General features: G+C 70.7%; 16 protein-coding genes, 2 pseudogenes and 1 riboswitch. Of the genes and pseudogenes, 6 read left to right on the top strand and 12 right to left on the bottom strand.

Going from position 1 to position 16,168, the window contains the following annotated elements:
- Nucleotides 1-210: 210 nt before the first annotated feature.
- The 5 genes and pseudogenes from ACFO8M_RS13515 to ACFO8M_RS13495 all read right to left on the bottom strand — a co-directional run bounded on the left by ACFO8M_RS13515 (nt 211) and on the right by ACFO8M_RS13495 (nt 3,760).
- The gene (locus ACFO8M_RS13515) at nt 211-666 is read right to left on the bottom strand and encodes a hypothetical protein (protein WP_387975948.1); all 456 of its coding nucleotides are present in this window, start codon (nt 664-666) and stop codon (nt 211-213) included.
- Nucleotides 667-803: 137 nt separating this feature from the next.
- Nucleotides 804-2,345, bottom strand: coding sequence for a bifunctional phosphoribosylaminoimidazolecarboxamide formyltransferase/IMP cyclohydrolase (gene purH / locus ACFO8M_RS13510; protein ID WP_387975945.1), 1,542 nt, complete (start codon nt 2,343-2,345; stop codon nt 804-806).
- 26 nt (nt 2,346-2,371) lie between these two features.
- A riboswitch (ZMP/ZTP riboswitch) is annotated at nt 2,372-2,536 on the bottom strand.
- 84 nt (nt 2,537-2,620) lie between these two features.
- A pseudogene (locus tag ACFO8M_RS13505) lies at nt 2,621-3,109 on the bottom strand (VanZ family protein); the annotation flags it as partial.
- Nucleotides 3,110-3,179: 70 nt separating this feature from the next.
- Nucleotides 3,180-3,479, bottom strand: coding sequence for a ribbon-helix-helix domain-containing protein (locus ACFO8M_RS13500; protein ID WP_387975940.1), 300 nt, complete (start codon nt 3,477-3,479; stop codon nt 3,180-3,182).
- Nucleotides 3,476-3,760, bottom strand: a complete 285-nt coding sequence (locus ACFO8M_RS13495) for a hypothetical protein (protein ID WP_387975938.1) — start codon at nt 3,758-3,760, stop codon at nt 3,476-3,478. The genes ACFO8M_RS13500 and ACFO8M_RS13495 overlap by 4 nt, the downstream gene beginning before the upstream one ends.
- 98 nt (nt 3,761-3,858) lie before the next feature.
- Here ACFO8M_RS13495 and ACFO8M_RS13490 point away from each other — a divergent pair, with 98 nt between their 5' ends.
- A complete protein-coding gene (locus ACFO8M_RS13490; protein WP_387975935.1) occupies nt 3,859-5,172 on the top strand; it encodes an aspartate aminotransferase family protein in 1,314 nt (437 codons plus the stop codon).
- On the opposite strand, the gene purN is transcribed toward ACFO8M_RS13490, so the two are convergent.
- Nucleotides 5,169-5,807, bottom strand: coding sequence for a phosphoribosylglycinamide formyltransferase (gene purN, locus ACFO8M_RS13485; protein ID WP_387975932.1), 639 nt, complete (start codon nt 5,805-5,807; stop codon nt 5,169-5,171). The two genes, ACFO8M_RS13490 and purN, sit on opposite strands and share 4 nt — an antisense overlap.
- Nucleotides 5,808-5,976: 169 nt before the next feature.
- Nucleotides 5,977-6,951: pseudogene (locus tag ACFO8M_RS13480) on the bottom strand (cell division protein PerM); the annotation flags it as partial.
- A gap of 363 nt (nt 6,952-7,314) precedes the next feature.
- Here ACFO8M_RS13480 and ACFO8M_RS13475 point away from each other — a divergent pair.
- The gene (locus ACFO8M_RS13475; RefSeq protein WP_387975929.1) at nt 7,315-7,752 is read left to right on the top strand and encodes a thermonuclease family protein; all 438 of its coding nucleotides are present in this window, start codon (nt 7,315-7,317) and stop codon (nt 7,750-7,752) included.
- A 141-nt stretch (nt 7,753-7,893) separates the two neighbouring features.
- Here ACFO8M_RS13475 and ACFO8M_RS13470 read toward each other — a convergent pair whose 3' ends face one another.
- The 4 genes from ACFO8M_RS13470 to ACFO8M_RS13455 form a co-directional block, all read right to left on the bottom strand.
- Entirely contained in the window at nt 7,894-8,166 is a 273-nt protein-coding gene (locus ACFO8M_RS13470; RefSeq protein WP_387975926.1) for a type II toxin-antitoxin system PemK/MazF family toxin, read from the bottom strand.
- Nucleotides 8,163-8,354 (bottom strand): hypothetical protein, encoded by a 192-nt coding sequence (locus ACFO8M_RS13465; RefSeq protein ID WP_387975924.1) that lies wholly within the window; start codon nt 8,352-8,354, stop codon nt 8,163-8,165. Before ACFO8M_RS13465 ends, ACFO8M_RS13470 begins: the two co-directional genes overlap by 4 nt.
- 65 nt (nt 8,355-8,419) lie before the next feature.
- Nucleotides 8,420-9,067: a response regulator transcription factor gene (locus ACFO8M_RS13460; RefSeq protein WP_387975921.1), complete on the bottom strand. Its 648-nt coding sequence runs from the start codon at nt 9,065-9,067 to the stop codon at nt 8,420-8,422.
- A complete protein-coding gene (locus tag ACFO8M_RS13455) occupies nt 9,055-10,362 on the bottom strand; it encodes a sensor histidine kinase (protein ID WP_387975918.1) in 1,308 nt (435 codons plus the stop codon). The genes ACFO8M_RS13460 and ACFO8M_RS13455 overlap by 13 nt, the downstream gene beginning before the upstream one ends.
- A 189-nt stretch (nt 10,363-10,551) precedes the next feature.
- On the opposite strand from ACFO8M_RS13455, the gene ACFO8M_RS13450 reads away from it, so the two are divergent.
- The 3 genes from ACFO8M_RS13450 to ACFO8M_RS13440 are packed head-to-tail and all read left to right on the top strand — an operon-like array spanning nt 10,552 to nt 14,032.
- Nucleotides 10,552-10,779, top strand: a complete 228-nt coding sequence (locus ACFO8M_RS13450; protein ID WP_387975915.1) for a hypothetical protein — start codon at nt 10,552-10,554, stop codon at nt 10,777-10,779.
- A complete protein-coding gene (locus tag ACFO8M_RS13445) occupies nt 10,776-11,543 on the top strand; it encodes an ABC transporter ATP-binding protein (protein ID WP_387975913.1) in 768 nt (255 codons plus the stop codon). The genes ACFO8M_RS13450 and ACFO8M_RS13445 overlap by 4 nt, the downstream gene beginning before the upstream one ends.
- Nucleotides 11,544-11,545: 2 nt before the next feature.
- The gene (locus ACFO8M_RS13440; RefSeq protein ID WP_387975910.1) at nt 11,546-14,032 is read left to right on the top strand and encodes an ABC transporter permease; all 2,487 of its coding nucleotides are present in this window, start codon (nt 11,546-11,548) and stop codon (nt 14,030-14,032) included.
- A gap of 77 nt (nt 14,033-14,109) precedes the next feature.
- Here the strand turns inward: ACFO8M_RS13440 and ACFO8M_RS13435 are convergent, their stop codons facing one another.
- A complete protein-coding gene (locus ACFO8M_RS13435; protein WP_387975908.1) occupies nt 14,110-15,561 on the bottom strand; it encodes an MFS transporter in 1,452 nt (483 codons plus the stop codon).
- A 140-nt stretch (nt 15,562-15,701) separates the two neighbouring features.
- Between ACFO8M_RS13435 and ACFO8M_RS13430 the strand changes: the two genes are divergently transcribed.
- Complete coding sequence (locus tag ACFO8M_RS13430) at nt 15,702-16,073, top strand: MarR family winged helix-turn-helix transcriptional regulator (RefSeq protein WP_387975904.1); 372 nt, start codon at nt 15,702-15,704, stop codon at nt 16,071-16,073.
- Nucleotides 16,074-16,168 lie beyond the last annotated feature (95 nt).

Genomic DNA, 16,168 nt, shown 5'->3' with positions numbered 1-16,168 from the left:
AGCTGGAACACCTCCGGTAAGAAACCCGACAAACGGTGTTCACCCGTCGAGAGCACCACCGGTTCATGCCAGCGCCGCCTGATGCGGGCAATCCCCGCATAACGACAGCATTGGAGTTGGACCGTGAATATACGCCCCGAGTACTTGTCTGACCTGGGCTCCCTAGCGGGAAGGGCCGGCCGCCGGAGGCTTCCGGCGGCCGGACCGGCACTAGCCGAGGAAGCCGGGGATGTACCCGTGGGTGCGGTCCATGGTGTGCTCGGGCTGCTCGAAGGGGCCGGTCACCCACCACTCGGTGAAGTACCCGTTCTGGACGTTGAAGAGGGTGACGGTGACGTTCTCGTAGCTGTCGTCGTCGATCCACAGGGCGTGGAGGTTCCCGGTCGCGATGGCGACATCGGGGCCCCACTGGACCCATTCGAGCTGGACGCCGGTGCTGTACTCGCCCAGGATCAGGTTGACCGGCTCGATGTCGTAGTGGACCTCGCCGCCGGGACCGTAGGTGTTGGTGACGACCGGCGTGTCCGTGGCCTGGAGGTCCGGGCCGCCGCCGGTCGGCGGGGCCGGGAAGCTGTTGTTGGCGGAGGCCGAGGACGCGGCGGCGATACCGCCGACGACCCCTGCGACGGCGGCGGCCGAAGCCGTGGCGAACGCTCTTCTGCGCATGGGAACACCTTTCGGTTGTGCGAAGGTTCTCGGTCTCCATACGCCGAAGGCCGTCCACAAAGATGCCGAAGGCGGGCAGGGAATCATGGTAATTCCTTGCCCGCCAACGAGTCTCACGTCACCGGTGAATATTGCGGTTAGTGCGTGAAGTGCCTGGTTCCGGTCAGGTACATCGTGATCCCGGCTTCCTTCGCCGCGGCGATGACCTCTTCGTCGCGGACCGAACCGCCAGGCTGCACGACCGCCTTGACGCCGCCGTCGATGAGGATCTGGAGTCCGTCGGCGAACGGGAAGAACGCGTCGGAGGACGCGACCGAACCCGTGGCGCGCTCACCCGCGCGCTCGACGGCGAGCTTCGCGGAGTCGACCCGGTTGACCTGGCCCATGCCGACACCGACCGAAGCGCCGCCGGAAGCGAGCAGGATCGCGTTCGACTTCACCGAACGCACCGCGCGCCAAGCGAAGGCGAGATCGGCGAGCGTCGCGTCGTCGGCGGCCTCGCCGGTCGCGAGCGTCCAGTTGGCCGGGTCGTCGCCGTCTGCGTCGATCCGGTCGGGCCGCTGCGCGAGCACGCCGCCCGAGATCGGCTTGAGCTCGAGGTCGGCCGGGACCCATTCGGGCGCGCGCAGCAGGCGGATGTTCTTCTTCGCCGTGAGAATTTCGATCGCTTGATCGGTGAACGAGGGCGCCACGATGACCTCGGTGAAGATCTCGGCGATCTGACCGGCGGCCTCGGCGTCGACCTCGCCGTTCGCGGCGATCACGCCGCCGAAGGCGCTCACCGGGTCGCACTCGTGGGCCCGGCGGTGGGCCTCGGCGATCGAGGTGCCGACGGCGATGCCGCACGGGTTGGCGTGCTTGATGATCGCGACGCACGGCTCGGTGAAGTCGTGCGCGGCCCGCCAGGCGGCGTCCGCGTCGGTGTAGTTGTTGAAGCTCATGGCCTTGCCGTGCAGCTGCTCGGCCTGCGCGAGTCCGGCGGCGCCGGGGGCCGCGTAGACGGCGGCGGCCTGGTGCGGGTTCTCGCCGTAGCGGAGGTCCGCGAGCTTGGTCATCGGGACGGCCTGGAAGTCGGGGAGCTCAGCCTCGGCGGACTGTTCGGCGAGCCAGGTGGCGACGGCCGCGTCATAGGTCGCGAGGTGCGCGAAAGCCTTGGCGGCCAGGCGAAGGCGCTCGGCGGCGGTGGTGCCTTCGATAGCGGCGGTCCGCACGAGGTCGTAATCGGCGGGGTCGACCACGACCGCGACGTTGGCGTGGTTCTTGGCCGCTCCGCGGGTCATGGAGGGTCCGCCGACGTCGATCTTCTCGACGATGTCGTCGAAGCCGGCGCCGGACGCGACGGTGTCCTGGAACGGGTAGAGGTTGCCGACGAAGAGGTCGAAGGCCTCGATGCCGAGCTCGGCGAGCTGCTCGCGGTGGGATTCGCGGCGCACGTCCGCGAGCATCCCGGCGTGGACCTTCGGGTGCAGGGTCTTCACGCGGTCGTCGAGGATCTCCGGGAAGCCGGTGAGGTCTTCGACCTTGGTGACGGGAATGCCGGCCTCACTGATACGCGCGGCGGTCGAGCCGGTCGAGACGAGTTCGACGCCCGCTTTGTGGAGGTCTGAGGCGAGTTCGACGACGCCGGTCTTGTCGAAGACAGAGATGAGGGCTCGTTTGATGAGCTTCCGCTCGGACATGAATGCACTGCTCCTGATCGAGTAATGACTGCGGCCCAGGCGTTCGACCGCAGTAACAGGTTCAGCAGTGCCGCTCCCTGGTGGTGCTCCACCTGCGAACGTCTTGAGAAGGCTCCCCCTCAACAACGAGCTGCCCGGTCCGTGCCACGGGAAACCTCGAAAGACGTCACTCGCCAGTCGCGACCAGCCGAGCGTAACACGGTCGGTTCGGGTTCCGGTTCCGCCACTGCACGCGCGCGCGAGCGCCGCCACCAGGGGCGGGACGCGAGCGCCGCCAGCACCGCTCCCAGCGCGTTCATGAGCGCGTCGTCGACGGAGACGACCCGACCGGTCAGGAGCGTGTACTGGAGCACCTCCAACGTCACTGCGGCCGCGGCGGCCCCGATCGCGATCGCGCCGAGTCCGATCCTGAACCGGAGCGGCAGGAAGAACCCCGCGGCGGCGAAGACGAGCAGGTTGCCGGCCAACTGCTCGACGATGACGCGCGGTTCCGCGGCGGCCAGGTCGGCGAGGTCGACCAGCGGGACGAGCTGGAGCGCGTTCGCGCCCTCCCGCGAGGTGAGGCCGAGGAACAGCAACGGCACGGAACCGACGACCGCGCCGACCTCGGCGAGGGAGTCCAGCCAGGCGTCCCGGCGTGGCCGGCCGCTGCGGATGCGCCGCGCGGCGAGCGCCCATGCCGCGGCGAACGCGAGTGGCAGCAGGGCGAAGGTGATGTAGAGCGTGTTCGCTTCGAGGGCGTTGACGGCGAGGGGAGCGATCATGCCCGAACCCTAACCGGACCCGGCACGTCGCTGCCGCCGTGCTCGCGCGGGGTTCGACACTCTCCAAACGCTAGGCCGTGCGGTAGCCGATCGGTTGGACCAGGCGGTTGACCGCCCGGTGCAGGTCGCTCAGCTTCAACGTCACGGTCTCGTCGCCCGCCTCCGCGGTCTTGGCTTCGACCAGGGCATCGCGGATGACGAGGCTCGGACTCACGCCGCGCCGGTCGGACTCGGCCGCGATCCACTCGGAGAGCTCCTGGTCGACGCGGACCGAGTACACGATCGAAGTCGACCGCTTGGCGTCGTCGACCACGGCCCCGGTCCAGTCGCGGGATTCGAGCGCCCGCAGCGCCTCTTCTCGGCTGGTCATGACTCGGTTCCTTCCCGGAAGACCCGCACGATCCCGGCGATCTCGGCGGCGTCCATCAGCCTGGCGGACACCACGAGAAACTCGTTGTCGCGCTCTTCCTCGATGAGTGCGACCGCGATCCACCGGTGACGACGATCCTGCGCGCCGACGCGCAGCACCGCCCCGATGTGCTCGCGCACCTTCGGCTTGCCGTGCAGGACATCCTGCACGTCCCGCCAATGGAGCCCGGCTGCCGTGATGGCGTCGTACGACGCCTCGTCGAATCGGTATCGTTCTTCCACGCTATCGATGTTTACAAGTGTAAACGCAAATCGGGCGCAGCGGAACCCTCGCCGCCGAAGCGCTGCGCGGGCCCCGAGGCGGGGCGCAGACTGATGCCATGGACCTCGACGAGCTGGTGTTCCATCCCTGGGTCGCCCAGGGGCCGCGGCAGGTGCCGACGTTCGTCCGCGGCAGCGGCAGCCACGTCGTCGACACCGACGGGCGGCACTATCTGGACTTCAGTTCGCAACTGGTCTTCGCCAACCTCGGCCATCAGCACCCGCGGATCGTCGAGGCCATCAAGGCGCAGGCCGACCGGCTCTGCACCCTCGCGCCCTCCCATGCGTCCGACATCCGCGGCGAGGCGGCGCGCCTGATCGTGGACGTCGCGCCGGAGGGGCTCGGGCACGTCCTGTTCACCACCAGCGGCACCGAGGCCATCGAGCACGCGGTGCGCATGGCACGCCTGTCCACCGGTCGGCCGAAGGTCCTCGCCGCCTACCGCTCGTACCACGGCTCGACGACGACCTCCATCCATCTCACCGGCGACCCGCGCCGCTGGGCCTCGGACACCGGCGCGGCCGGGGTCGTCCACTTCTTCGGGCCGTTCACGTACCGCTCGGCGTTCGGGTCGCGCACACCCGAGGAGGAATGCGAACGGGCGCTCGATCATCTCGAGCAGGTGATCCTGCTGGAGGGGCCGTCCACGATCGCGGCGCTGGTCCTGGAATCGGTGACCGGCAGTTCCGGGGTCATCGTGCCGCCGCCGGGCTACCTGCGGGGCGTCCGCGACCTGTGCACGCGCCACGGCATCGTCTACATCGCCGACGAGGTGCTGGTCGGGTTCGGCCGCACCGGCGCCTGGTTCGCGGTGGACCACGACGGGACGGCCCCGGACCTGCTGGCCTTCGCGAAGGGCGTGAACTCCGGGTACGTGCCGCTCGGCGGCGTGCTCGTGGGCGAGCGGATCTACGGGGCGTTCACCGAGAAGCCCTACCCGGCGGGCCTGACCTACAGCGGCAATCCGCTCGCGTGCGCCGCCGCGGTCGGCGCGATCAGCGCCATGCACGACGAGGGCACCGTAGCGGCGGCCGCCCGGCTCGGGACGGCGATCCTCGGGCCCGGCCTCGCGAAACTCGCCGCCAAGCATCCCTCTGTCGGTGACGTGCGCGGGATCGGCGCGCTCTGGACGCTCGAACTCGTACGCGACCGGGCGACCAAGGAGCCGCTCGTGCCGACGGGGGCGACGGGGTTGGCGAACGCTCCGATGGCGGCGTTCATGAAGGCCTGCCGCCACCGCGATCTGCTCACGTTGGTGCTCGGCAACCGGGTTCATGTCGCGCCGCCGCTCAATATCGACGATGCGGACGCGGCGACCGGCCTCTCAGTGCTCGACGAGGCTTTGACGGAGTCCGACGAGTTCGCGGACTAGCCGAGACGGACTCGGCGGCCTTCGACCTTCCAGCCGCCTTTGACCATGCGGCCCACGGACTCGACCAGTTGGGCGCGTTCGGCTTCCTTGATGCGTTCGGTGAGGGTGTCGACGGTGTCGTCGTCCTCCACGGGGACCGCGCACTGGGCGATGATCGGGCCGGTGTCGACGCCGGAGTCGCAGATGAAGAGGGTCGCGCCCGCGAGCTTCACGCCCGAGGCGAGGGCCTCGCCGGGACCGTTCATGCCCGGGAAGGCCGGGAGCAGCGAGTTGTGGGTGTTGATGTAGCGGCCGGGGAAGGCCGCGAGGAAGCGCGGGCCGCAGAGCTTGAGGAACCCGGCGGAGATCACGATGTCGGGCTCGTACGAGGCGACGTCCTCGGTGAGGGCCTGGTCCCAGGCGTCGCGAGTCGGGTAGTCCTTGACGCGGTGGACGAACGTCGGGATGCCGGCCTTCTCGGCGCGCTCGACACCGTACGTGCCTTCGCGGTCGGCGCCGACGGCGGCGATCTCGGCCCCGTATGCGGGGTCGGCGCAGGCGTCGATGAGGGCCTGGAGATTCGAGCCGGAGCCGGAGACGAGGACGACAAGCCTCCTCGGCGAAGCTTGCGAGCCGTAATTTGGCGCAGTGGTCACGTGAGTACGGTAACGCGTCGTCGCGGTTCGGCGCGGGTTCGGGGATGACCACCGTGTCCCTCCGCACCAGCTCGGCCTCGGCCGCGCGGCGGTGGACGGCGAACAGGCGCGCGACGAGCGCGGCCCCGACGAGGCCGATGAGGAGCTGCACCGCGCCGACGCCGGCGACGGCGAGCGGGTCGGGTCCGAGGTCGGCCAGGAGGTTCACGCCGGCGTCGCCGCCCGAGAGGTAGGCGAGGGCGCCGAGGACGACGGCGGCGGTCCCGGCGGCCACGGTCGCGGCCGTGGTGACGCGCGGGACGCGCAGGTCCGGGGACCGGTAGGTGAGGATGACGCCGAAGACCGCCGCGATCATCAGCGGGAGTCCGATGAGGATGGTGGCGTAGGTGGGCAGCGGCGCGTTCGGGACGGCGGCGAAGACCGGGAAGGCCGGGAGCGGACCGAGTTCGATCATCGAGGACTGCACGGCGGTGCCGGCGCCGACGGCGAAACCGGGACCGACGATGTACGCGGTGGCCCACACGGCGCAGTTCGGCAGGTAGAGCAGGCTCAGGAGCGCGACGATCCAGGACTCGGATCCATAGAGCCCCAACGTGTCGGCCACGACCGGGCCGCGAACGGCGAAGGCGACGCCGGTGGCGGCCGCGCCGCAGGCCAGGAGCGCCGCGGCGGTGATCATCCCGGTGCGCAGGCCGCGGCGCATCCACACCGAGGCCGCGTCCCACGGGAGGACCCCGGCTTCGCGGGCGGAGCCGTACGCGGTGGCGGCGACGATGAGCGGGACGGCCTGCAGCAGCGCCTGAAGCAGGTCGACCTTGAAGGGGCCGGTGGTGCACAGGGCGGCGACGCCTGCGACGAGTCCGGTGTAGAGGATCGTGATCAGCCCGGCGGCGGCGCGCACGGCGGCGGCGTCGCGGCCGCCGATGGCGCGGGTGGTCCCGGCGGCGGCCTTGGCGAGGCGCCAGGCGATCAGGACGGTGAGCGCGAGCGGGGCGACGCTCAGGTGGATCGGTCCGATGTCGACGGGCGCGCCGTGGCCCGAGAGCCACGCGACCCCGGCCGCTGCCGCGACCGTGGCGACCGAGCCTTCGGCTCCGGCCTGCCACCAGCCGAGGATGACGGCGACGAGGATCGGCGTGAACACGACCGTGGCGCACCAGATGGTCGTCGCGAGGGCCGACGCGAAGAGCGCTCGTGGGCGCTTCGCCTTGGCGCGCCGGGCATACGCGGCGGTGTCGACCACTTCAGTGTCGGCCGTGCGGCCCTGCGCGGGAAGTGCGTCGGAACCGCCAGCGCGCCTTCTTTCGGCGGCACCTGTGGAGCCGCCAATGCGCACAGTGTCCCGCTGTACGGACCCTGCTCTGCCAGGGCGTCGGTTCGGTCGTCGCTCCACGCCGACCAGTCTGTCACAGCGGGGCACGAGGAGGACGGTTCCCGTCCACGGCTTCGGAATGCGAGGATGGCAACGGAAAGTCCGGCTGCTGGGGCCGGCTGGAGGAGGCAGCACATGGAAGGTCCGGGCGACTTCTACGCCACCGTCGACGTGGTCGACGTGGTCGACGGGGACACGTTCCGCGCGATCATCGACGGCGAGAAGGTGCGCGTGCGCATCATGGGGATCAACTCCCCCGAGTCCGGCGGCTACCGCGAAGAGGAGGACTGGGGCGCCGAGGCGAAGGCCTACGCGAAGAAGAAGCTCGAAGGCCGCACCGTGCACCTCTTCAGCGACCCCGGCGATCCGGCGACCGACCAGTTCGACCGGCTGCTCATGCACGTGGTCATGGAGAACGGCATGAACTACGCCGTGCTCGCCGTCGCCGAGGGCATGGCCCACACGTATATCCTGCGCCACCAGGAGCTCACCATCGGCGACACGCTCCGCAAGGCCGAGAAGCTCGCCAGGGCCGAACGCAAGGGCATGTGGTCTTCTGCGGCCCACGACTGAGCCGCACGGGATCGAGAACCCCCTGAACGGGGGTTCTCAACCGCCCCTCAGGCTTCCGGGATGATCGCCAGTGCCAGGCCGATCGCCGCGCCTCAGAGCAGGCCGAGCTTCAAAAGCAGGGCGCGATCGAGCGCTTCCAGTTCATCGGGGTCGAGTGCACCCATGAAGTCCCCCGAGCCGGCCGTGGTCGATCGAGAAGATCTGGTCGGTGAGGATCCGCGACCTTGATCCGAGAAATTCCACCTCAGGGCGGTACACGGCCGCGCCCGCGCCGGTCGAGGTGAGCGCCACCGTGACTGTGCTGCATGCGAACGCGTCCGACTGAATCACGACGCCGTAGCGACGGCCCTGCTGTTCGTGCCCTGTCGTGTTCTTCGCGGGCCAGACCTCGTAGATCGCGCCCTGGAAGATCACTCCGCGATTCCCATATAGCGCTGGATCGCCAGGATTTCGGCACGATCGTCCGCGTCGGCCTCGATGTGCTCGGCATCGGCCTTGGCCTGGTCGATGAGCACCTCGCGGTAGGTCCGCAGGAGCGCGTAGCGGACGGCCTCGGTCTTGGAGCGCCCGTTCGCCATCAGAGCCGCAAGCGCCTCCTCCATTGCCGCATCCATCCGAATGCCGAGTCGTGCCACCGCTACAGCGTGCCATGGACACCGTCGAACGGTCAGGCGCGTTCCAGGTAGTGGAGGACGGCCGCGACGCGGCGGTCGGTCTGGTCGTCGGGGGTCAGGTCGAGTTTGAGGAAGATGTTGCGGATGTGCTTGTGGACCGCGTTCTCGGTGATGAAGAGCCGCTGGGCGATCGCCTGGTTGCCCAGGCCCTCGGCCATGACCGACAGGACCTCCTTCTCGCGCGGGGTGAGCCGCTCGACAGGGTCGTCGGCGCGGCGCTGCGCGAACAGCTGCGCGACCACTTCGGGGTCGATCGCGGTGCCGCCCTTGGCGACGCGGTGCAGCGCCTCCACGAACGCGTCAACGCGGCCCACGCGTTCCTTCAGCAGGTACCCGATGCTCCGCGCGCCGTCCGCGAGGAGATCGGTGGCGAAGCTCTGCTCCACGTAGGCCGAGAGGACGAGCACCGCGAGGCCCGGGTGGGCGCGGCGCGCGGCCACGGCGGCCTTGATGCCCTCGTCGGTGTGGGTCGGCGGCATGCGCACGTCGACGACCGCGAGCTCGGGCCGGTGCTCCTCGACGGCGGCGAGGAACTCCTCGGGCCCGCCCACCGAGGCCACGACGTCGAAGCCCTCGCCTTGCAGGACGAGGTTCAGGCCCTCGCGCAGGAGGAAGTCGTCCTCGGCGATCACGATCCGCATGGCAGCTCCACTCTGATCTCGGTCGGCCCACCGGGTGGGCTGTTCACATGCGCCGTGCCGTCGAGCGCCTCCACGCGGCGCGCGATCCCCGCGAGCCCCGAACCGGAGGCGGCCTCGGCGCCGCCGCGGCCGTCGTCGGCCACCGTGACGGTGAGCGTATTCCCCGTGCGGCGCACCCCGACCGAGGCACTGGACGCGCGAGAGTGCTTGGCCACGTTCGTGAGCGACTCGGCGACCACGAAGTAGGCGGTGGCCTCGACGCTCGCCGGGCACCGCCCCTCCACGTCCACTTCGACGGTGCAGGGCACGGCGCAGTCCGAGGCCAGCGCGCTGAGCGCCCCGGCCAGTCCGCGGTCCTCCAGGACCGGCGGCAGGATCGAGCGGACGACGGCCCGCAGTTCGGCGAGCGCGCCTTCGACGGTGTCCTGGGCGCGTTCGAGGATCTGGTCGGCCCGGTCCGGGGCGCGGTCGATCTCGCGGCGGGCCGCGCCGATGAGCACGTTGACCGCGACGATGCGGTTCTGCGCGCCGTCGTGCAGCGCCCGTTCGATGCGGCGCAGTTCGACCGCGTGCGCATCCAGTGCGGCGGCGCGGGTGGCGGTGAGGCGCGCGACCTTCTCGGAGAGGTCCATCCCGGGGTCGGGCCCGAGGAACGCCCGGCCGGGGCGGGTCTGGAGGTCGAGGAGCTTGGTGCCGAACAGGATCCAGAGCACGAACACGGCGACGCCCGTGGCGCAGCCGAGGAGCGCGGCGGTCGCGGTCTCGGCCCTGATCAGGCCGTTGAGGATGTTCTGCTCCGAGTCGGGGGCGAAGAACCACCACAGCGGGTAGGAGACGTCGTGGACGGCGGTGAACGGCATCTGCAGCAGCAGCGCGCCGAGGACGAGGCCCCACGTGCCGTGGATGACGAGCCAGAGGAGGTCGCGGCGCGCGCTCGGGTCCGCCTTGAGCTCCCGGAAGTTGCGCGGCGCGTCGATGTAGGGCCCGAGGTAGGGCGTCTTGACCTCGTGGCCGAGGCGGCGCAGGCGCCCGCGTTCGAGGCCGGCGACCGTGCGCACCCAGCGGGACATCGGGCGGATGAGGAAGCGGCCGATGCCGAGGAACGCGAGCACGGCCGTGAGCAGCAGCAGCGGGATCGTGTAGAGCGCGAGGAACGCGAACCCGGCTCCGACGATGCCGTACCCGGTGGCGCGGAGGGAGGCGAGCAGCAGCGCCCACGTGTCGGTCGGCTCGCCTTCGGGGCGCAGCTGCGCGTCGATCCAGGATTTCGCCTGCCGCAGTCGTTCGCGGACCATGCACGCCCCCTTCCAGGCCGATCGGTCGACCATGAAAGCTACCCGCCGCATCGCGGATCGTCGGTAGAGCTGGCTGTACCACCGGGCCTGCACCAGGCCCCACCGTGAATCGGCAAGCCAGCCGCATTGGGCCGCATCGGTTTTCGCCATAGCGTTCTGGTCATCCGATCCCGTTGGGGGGAAACACCGATGAACGACCAGTACCGCATCAGCGACCAGACGCCGCCTCGGCAGACCGTCGGCCACTTCACGATCATGTCGGTCGTGCTGTGGACCGGCCTCGTCCTCGGCATCGCCTGCAACACCGGTTTCCAGGCCGTCGGGCTTCCGCTGCTCGCCATCCCGTTCGGGGCGTTGGGGTTGGCCTGCGCGGTCGCCCTCATCGTCCGCGCGGTGAAGAACCGGTCGCGCCGATGAGCACCCTCACCGCTCCTCGCCCCGACCTCCGCAGCGACACCGGCCGGCCGCCGGCGCTGCTCCTCACCGAGGTCACGAAGACCTACGACGGCGCGCACACCGCGCTGGACCGCGTCTCGCTCGAAGTGCAGCGCGGTTCGTTCCTGGCGATCATGGGGCCCTCCGGGTCCGGGAAGTCGACGCTGCTGCACTGCGCGGCCGGGCTCGACGCACCGACCTCGGGCGAGGTCCGCATCGGCGGCACCGAGATCTCGCGGCTGTCCGAGACGCAGCGGACCCGCTTGCGGCGCAGCCGCATCGGGTTCGTGTTCCAGTCGTACAACCTGCTGCCGTCGCTGACGGTGGAGGAGAACATCACGCTGCCGCTGCGCCTGGCCGGGACCCCGGCGGACCGGAAGTGGCTGCAGGGCCTGGTCGATCGCGTGGGCATCGCGGACCTGCTGCACCGGCGCCCCGCCGAGCTGTCGGGCGGGCAGCAGCAGCGGGCGGCGATCGCGCGGTCGCTCGCGGCCCGGCCGGAAGTGGTGTTCGCCGACGAGCCGACGGGCGCGCTCGACCTGGACACGGCCGCGGAGGTCCTCGACCTGTTGCGGGAGTTGGTGGACGAGTTCGGCCAGACGGTCGTCATGGTCACGCACGACCCGTACGCGGCGGCGCGCGCGCACGCCACCGTGGTCGTCGCCGACGGCCGCATCGACGCGTACCTGCGGCAGCCCGCCGCGGCCGAGCTCGCGCAGCGGCTGACCACCCTCGGGCGGCGCTGACCATGGCCTCACGCCTGCGTGCGGGCCGGCTCGGGATGGCCGGGCCGTCGCTGCACATGGCGCGGCGGCGCCTCGCCGGGCTCGTCGCGGTCGGCCTCGCCGTCGCGGGCGGGGCCGCGCTGATCACCGTCGCCGCGGTCCTCGCCGAAACCGGCCTCACCTCGCACCTCGGCCCCGAACGGCTCGAAGCCGCCGAGATCCTGGTCGCCTCCACGCAGCGCCACGCGGTGCCCGAGGACATCGATCTGCCGCTGTCCGAACGGGAATCGATCGACGCCGACCTGATCGACACGGTCACCGAGGTGCCCGGGGTCGAGGCGGCCGCCGCGGACATCACGTTCCCCGCCCGGCTCGACGAGCCGTCCACAGACGGGCCGATCGAGGGGCACGGCTGGGACACCGCCGCGCTCACCGGCGCCGTCGTGGACGGCCGCGCGCCCGCCGGGCCCGACGAGCTCGTGGTCGACACCGCGACCGCCGAGGCCGCAGGACTGGCGGTCGGCGACACCGCCGAGGTCACCACCCCCACCGGCACGGCCACGTTCCACATCGTCGGCCTCACGGACGCGCCCGGGATCCACACCGACGCGGCGACCGCCCGCGCCCTCGCCGGCCTGGACGAGCACGCCGCCGACCTCATCGCGGTCCGCGCCGAACCGGGCGCCGACGTCGAAGCGGTCGCCGAGAACCTGCGCGAAGCGCTGCCCGGCCTCGAGGTCACCACGGGCGACGCCCGCGGCGACGTCGAACGCCTCGCCGATGCGACCGCCACCGCCGACCTCGTGGCCATGGCCATCGCGATGGCCGGCACCATCGTTCTTCTCGTCGGGTTCATCACCGCCGGAGCGCTCGCCGTCAACGTCGCGAACCAGCGCCGCGACCTCGCACTCCTGCGCGCCGTCGGCGCCACCCCGCGCCAAGTGCGGCGCCTCATCGCCACACAGGCCAGCGCCGCCGCCGCGGTCGCGCTCATCCCCGGCATCGCCGCCGGGCAACACCTCGCCGGCCAGTTCACCGGATTCCTCACCGACTCCGGAATGCTCCCCGCGGGACTCCCGTTGGCGCGCACACCGATCAGCGTCCTCATAGTCGCGTTCCTGGTACTGCTCACGGTCCAGCTGGCCGCGCGGGGCGCCGCCATGCGCGTTTCGCGACTGCCCGCGACCGCCGCAGTCGCCGAAGCCCGGGTCGAACCCAAGTCCCCAGGCCGCGTCCGCACCGCCATCGGCCTCGTACTGCTCCTGCTCGCCACCGTCCAGTCGCTCCTGCCGCTCGCGATCCCCGGCGAGACCGCGTTCGTCTCCGCCGCCACCGCCACGATCACCGCCGTCATCGGCTTCGCACTCGCCGGGCCGGTCCTCATCGGCGCGCTCACACGGCGTGCCGCGCGGCGCCTCGACGACCGGACGCCCGCGCCGATCTGGTTGGCGGTCAAGAACAGCCGCGCGTTCGCGCGCCGCACCGCCGGGGCCGTCGCGGTCCTCGCGCTGGCCGTGGGCCTCACCATCACGCAGGTGTTCGCGCAGACGACTTACACGGAGGTGACCGCCGCCGAGATCGAGGACGGGGCGATCGCCGACGCCACCGCCACCGGACCCGTCAGCGCCGCCGACCTCGCCGAGCTCGAAGGGCGGCCAGGCGTGGACGCCGCCGTCGGCGTCGCGGGCACCACCGTCATGCGCGTCATCGACGACGCCGGGAGCGCGGAATCCTATGCGGCCCTGGCGTTCACGCCCGGCGTCGCAACGGTCGCCGACCTCGGTGCAGCCGAAGGCGACCTCGACGACCTGCACGGTGAAACCGTCGCGCTCAGCGCCGACGCCGCCCGCCTGTGGGGCGTCGGCCCCGGCGACCGCGTCGACCTCATCCTCGCCGACGGCACCGAAGTCAGCCCCGAGATCGCCGCAACCTACGAGCGCGGCTTCGGATTCGGCTCCGTGGTCCTCGCCGCCGACCTCCTTACCGGACCGCGGTTCTACGACGCCGCACTCGTCGCGGGCGACCCAGCGGCCGTGACCGACTGGGCCGCAAGCGTTCCAGGGATTGCGGTCGAGACCGGCGCCGCGGTGCCGCAGGCGCCCTCGGGGATGACGCCGGACCAGTGGATCAGCCTCATGGCGACACTGGCCATGACCGGGTACGTCCTGCTCGGCACCGCCAACAGCCTGGTGGCCGCCACGTCGCGCCGCCGCGGCGAGTTCGCTTCCCTGCGCGCCGTCGGCGCCACCGCCCGCCAGGTGCGGGCCATGGTCCGCCGCGAAGCGCTGATCACCGCCGCCATCGCGGTCGGCGCCGGGCTCGCGTTCTCGGTCCTGCCGATGGCGGTGCTCGGCCTCGGCTTCCTCGGCGAGCCCTGGCCGCAGGGACCCCTGTGGGTCATCCCGGCCACCTCAGGCGTCGCCGTGCTCCTGGCGTGGGCCGCCACCGCGATCCCCGCCCGCCAGGCACTGCGGATCCCGCCGCCCCGGCTGCTCGCCTCCGTGGACTGAGAGAGCAAGCGGGACGACACATGAGGGGCCGCCTTTCGGCGGCCCCTCATGTGCGGGTGTTGTTTCCTTCTATGCGGTTAGGCGGCTTCGACCGCCGGCTGGCGGCGGCCCAGCAGCGCGGTGGCGCTGGCGAGCAGGCCGACCACGGCGACCACGGTCACCATGTAGAGGCCGGGCGTGTACTGGCCGATGCCGGTGGCGGCGCCGCCGGAGATCAGGCCGGTGACGATCGCCAGGACGACCGCGCCGCCGATCTGGCCGGAGGTCTGGACCAGGCCGGAGGCCAGGCCCTGCTCGTCGTCGGCGATGCCTTCGGTGGCCTGCACCATGACGGCCGAGAAGCCGATCGCGAAGCCGAGGCCCAGCAGCAGGAACGAGGGCAGGTAGTCGGCGAAGTAGTTCGGCTCGGCGCTGCCGCCGCGCACGATGAACCACAGGTATCCGAGGACGAACGAGCCGAGCGCGGCGATGATCATCGACTTGGTGCCGTAGCGGTCGATGAACCTGCCGGCGAGCGGCGAGAGGATCGCGACGATGATCCCGGCGGGGGCCAGGGCCAGCGCCATCTGGATCGGCTCCCACTGGAGCGTGTTCTGCAGGTACAGCGACACGATCGTCTGGAAGCTGATGTAGGAGCCGAAGATCGCCAGCGCGGCCAGGTTGGCCCGCACGATCGACTTGACCTTGAAGATGCTCAGGCGGACCAGCGGGTGGGCCACCTTGTTCTCGATGACGAAGAACGCGCCGAGCAGGACGACGGCGGCGGCCGTGGTGGTGATGACCACCGGCGTGAACCCGGTCTCGGGGGCGGTCACGATCGTGTAGACGGCGGCGAGCATGCCGCCGGTGAGCGTGATGGAGCCGGCGAAGTCGATGCGGCCCTTCTCGCGTTCGGTGGTCCGGGGGACCACGAAGAAGGCGGCGATGATGACGCCCGCGACGACGACGGTCGGCACGTAGAAGGTCAGTCGCCAGTCGACGCTGGTCAGCAGGCCGGAGGCGATGAGGCCCGAGGCGTACCCGGTGGCGCCGAAGACGGTGAAGATCGACAGCGCCTTGTTGCGGTCGTGGCCTTCTTTGAAGGTGGTGGTGATGATCGAGAGCGCGGCCGGGGCGGTGAAGGCGGCGGCGACGCCCTTGACGATGCGCGAGGCGATGAGGAGGCCCTCGTTGTCGACGAGGCCGCCGACGAGGGAGGCGAGGCCGAAGACGACGAGCGCGGTCAGGAAGACCTGGCGACGGCCCAGCAGGTCGGCCATGCGTCCGCCGAGGAGGAGGAGCCCTCCGTAGCCGAGGATGTAGCCGTTGACGATCCACTGGAGCGAGCTGGTCTCGAGGCCGAGTTCGGCGCCGATGGACGGGAGCGCGACGCCGACCATGGAGACGTCGAGCGCGTCGAGGAACATCGCGAGGCCGGCGACGAACAGGACGGCCCAGAGCTTTGGCCCCCATCGGCTCGGGGCATGTGCGTCGGTATCGGGGAGTGCTTCGGTGTTGTCGGGGTGGGGTTTGGCTTCGGTGATCGTCATGCCGAGAAACTTACATGCGCGCGCATTCAATGTCAAGACATCAATTGCATGGACATTAAATGTCTTGACATGGTAATCTCCTGGTCATGGAGGCTGCATCAGACGTAGACGTGTGCACGAAGTGGTCTGAGACACTGCGTGTGTACCACAACACATCCTGCGAGCTCGAGAACGAGCTGCAGGCCCGGCACGACTTGGGGCTCAGCGAGTTCGAGGTGCTCTTGGCCTTGGGCCGCACCTGCGGCGACCAGGCCGGGGGCAAGGCGAAGATGAAGGACCTCGAGGCCGAGATGTACCTCAGCCAGAGCGCCCTCTCGCGCACCGTCACGCGGCTGGAGAAGGCCGGGCTCGTGACCCGGGCCGCCTGCGACTTCGACCGCCGCGCGAACTTCCTCATGCTCACTCCCGCGGGCAGGGAGCGCTTCGAGGCCGCGAAGCCGACCCACCGTGCCGTCCTCGTCAAGCACCTGAGCGATCCTGGTTCCTCCGAACGCGAGGAGGCGTGCCAGTAGGACGCAATATCCCTGAGCGCGTGGCGTTCACGTCCCGGGCTGGACGGCTTTCCCCGACTCCGGCCCACGGTCGGTATGGTGTGAAGACGAGAGAA

This window comes from Glycomyces rhizosphaerae (genome assembly GCF_042647865.1).
GTDB classification, from domain to species: Bacteria; Actinomycetota; Actinomycetes; order Mycobacteriales; family Micromonosporaceae; genus Glycomyces; species Glycomyces rhizosphaerae.
Note: the sequence above shows the minus strand (reverse complement) of the source record. Positions and strands in the feature narration are given on the sequence as shown.

What these genes read in the sequence shown, in the direction of transcription:
- ACFO8M_RS13450 (WP_387975915.1), top strand. Translation starts at nt 10,552, where the DNA reads ATGAACGACCAGTACCGCATCAGCGACCAGACGCCGCCTCGGCAGACC.
- ACFO8M_RS13465 (WP_387975924.1), bottom strand. Translation starts at nt 8,354, where the DNA reads ATGGAGGAGGCGCTTGCGGCTCTGATGGCGAACGGGCGCTCCAAGACC.
- ACFO8M_RS13435 (WP_387975908.1), bottom strand. Translation starts at nt 15,561, where the DNA reads ATGACGATCACCGAAGCCAAACCCCACCCCGACAACACCGAAGCACTC.
- purH (WP_387975945.1), bottom strand. Translation starts at nt 2,345, where the DNA reads ATGTCCGAGCGGAAGCTCATCAAACGAGCCCTCATCTCTGTCTTCGAC.
- ACFO8M_RS13475 (WP_387975929.1), top strand. Translation starts at nt 7,315, where the DNA reads ATGGAAGGTCCGGGCGACTTCTACGCCACCGTCGACGTGGTCGACGTG.
- ACFO8M_RS13445 (WP_387975913.1), top strand. Translation starts at nt 10,776, where the DNA reads ATGAGCACCCTCACCGCTCCTCGCCCCGACCTCCGCAGCGACACCGGC.
- ACFO8M_RS13455 (WP_387975918.1), bottom strand. Translation starts at nt 10,362, where the DNA reads ATGGTCCGCGAACGACTGCGGCAGGCGAAATCCTGGATCGACGCGCAG.
- ACFO8M_RS13515 (WP_387975948.1), bottom strand. Translation starts at nt 666, where the DNA reads ATGCGCAGAAGAGCGTTCGCCACGGCTTCGGCCGCCGCCGTCGCAGGG.
- ACFO8M_RS13460 (WP_387975921.1), bottom strand. Translation starts at nt 9,067, where the DNA reads ATGCGGATCGTGATCGCCGAGGACGACTTCCTCCTGCGCGAGGGCCTG.
- ACFO8M_RS13490 (WP_387975935.1), top strand. Translation starts at nt 3,859, where the DNA reads ATGGACCTCGACGAGCTGGTGTTCCATCCCTGGGTCGCCCAGGGGCCG.
- ACFO8M_RS13440 (WP_387975910.1), top strand. Translation starts at nt 11,546, where the DNA reads ATGGCCTCACGCCTGCGTGCGGGCCGGCTCGGGATGGCCGGGCCGTCG.
- ACFO8M_RS13500 (WP_387975940.1), bottom strand. Translation starts at nt 3,479, where the DNA reads ATGACCAGCCGAGAAGAGGCGCTGCGGGCGCTCGAATCCCGCGACTGG.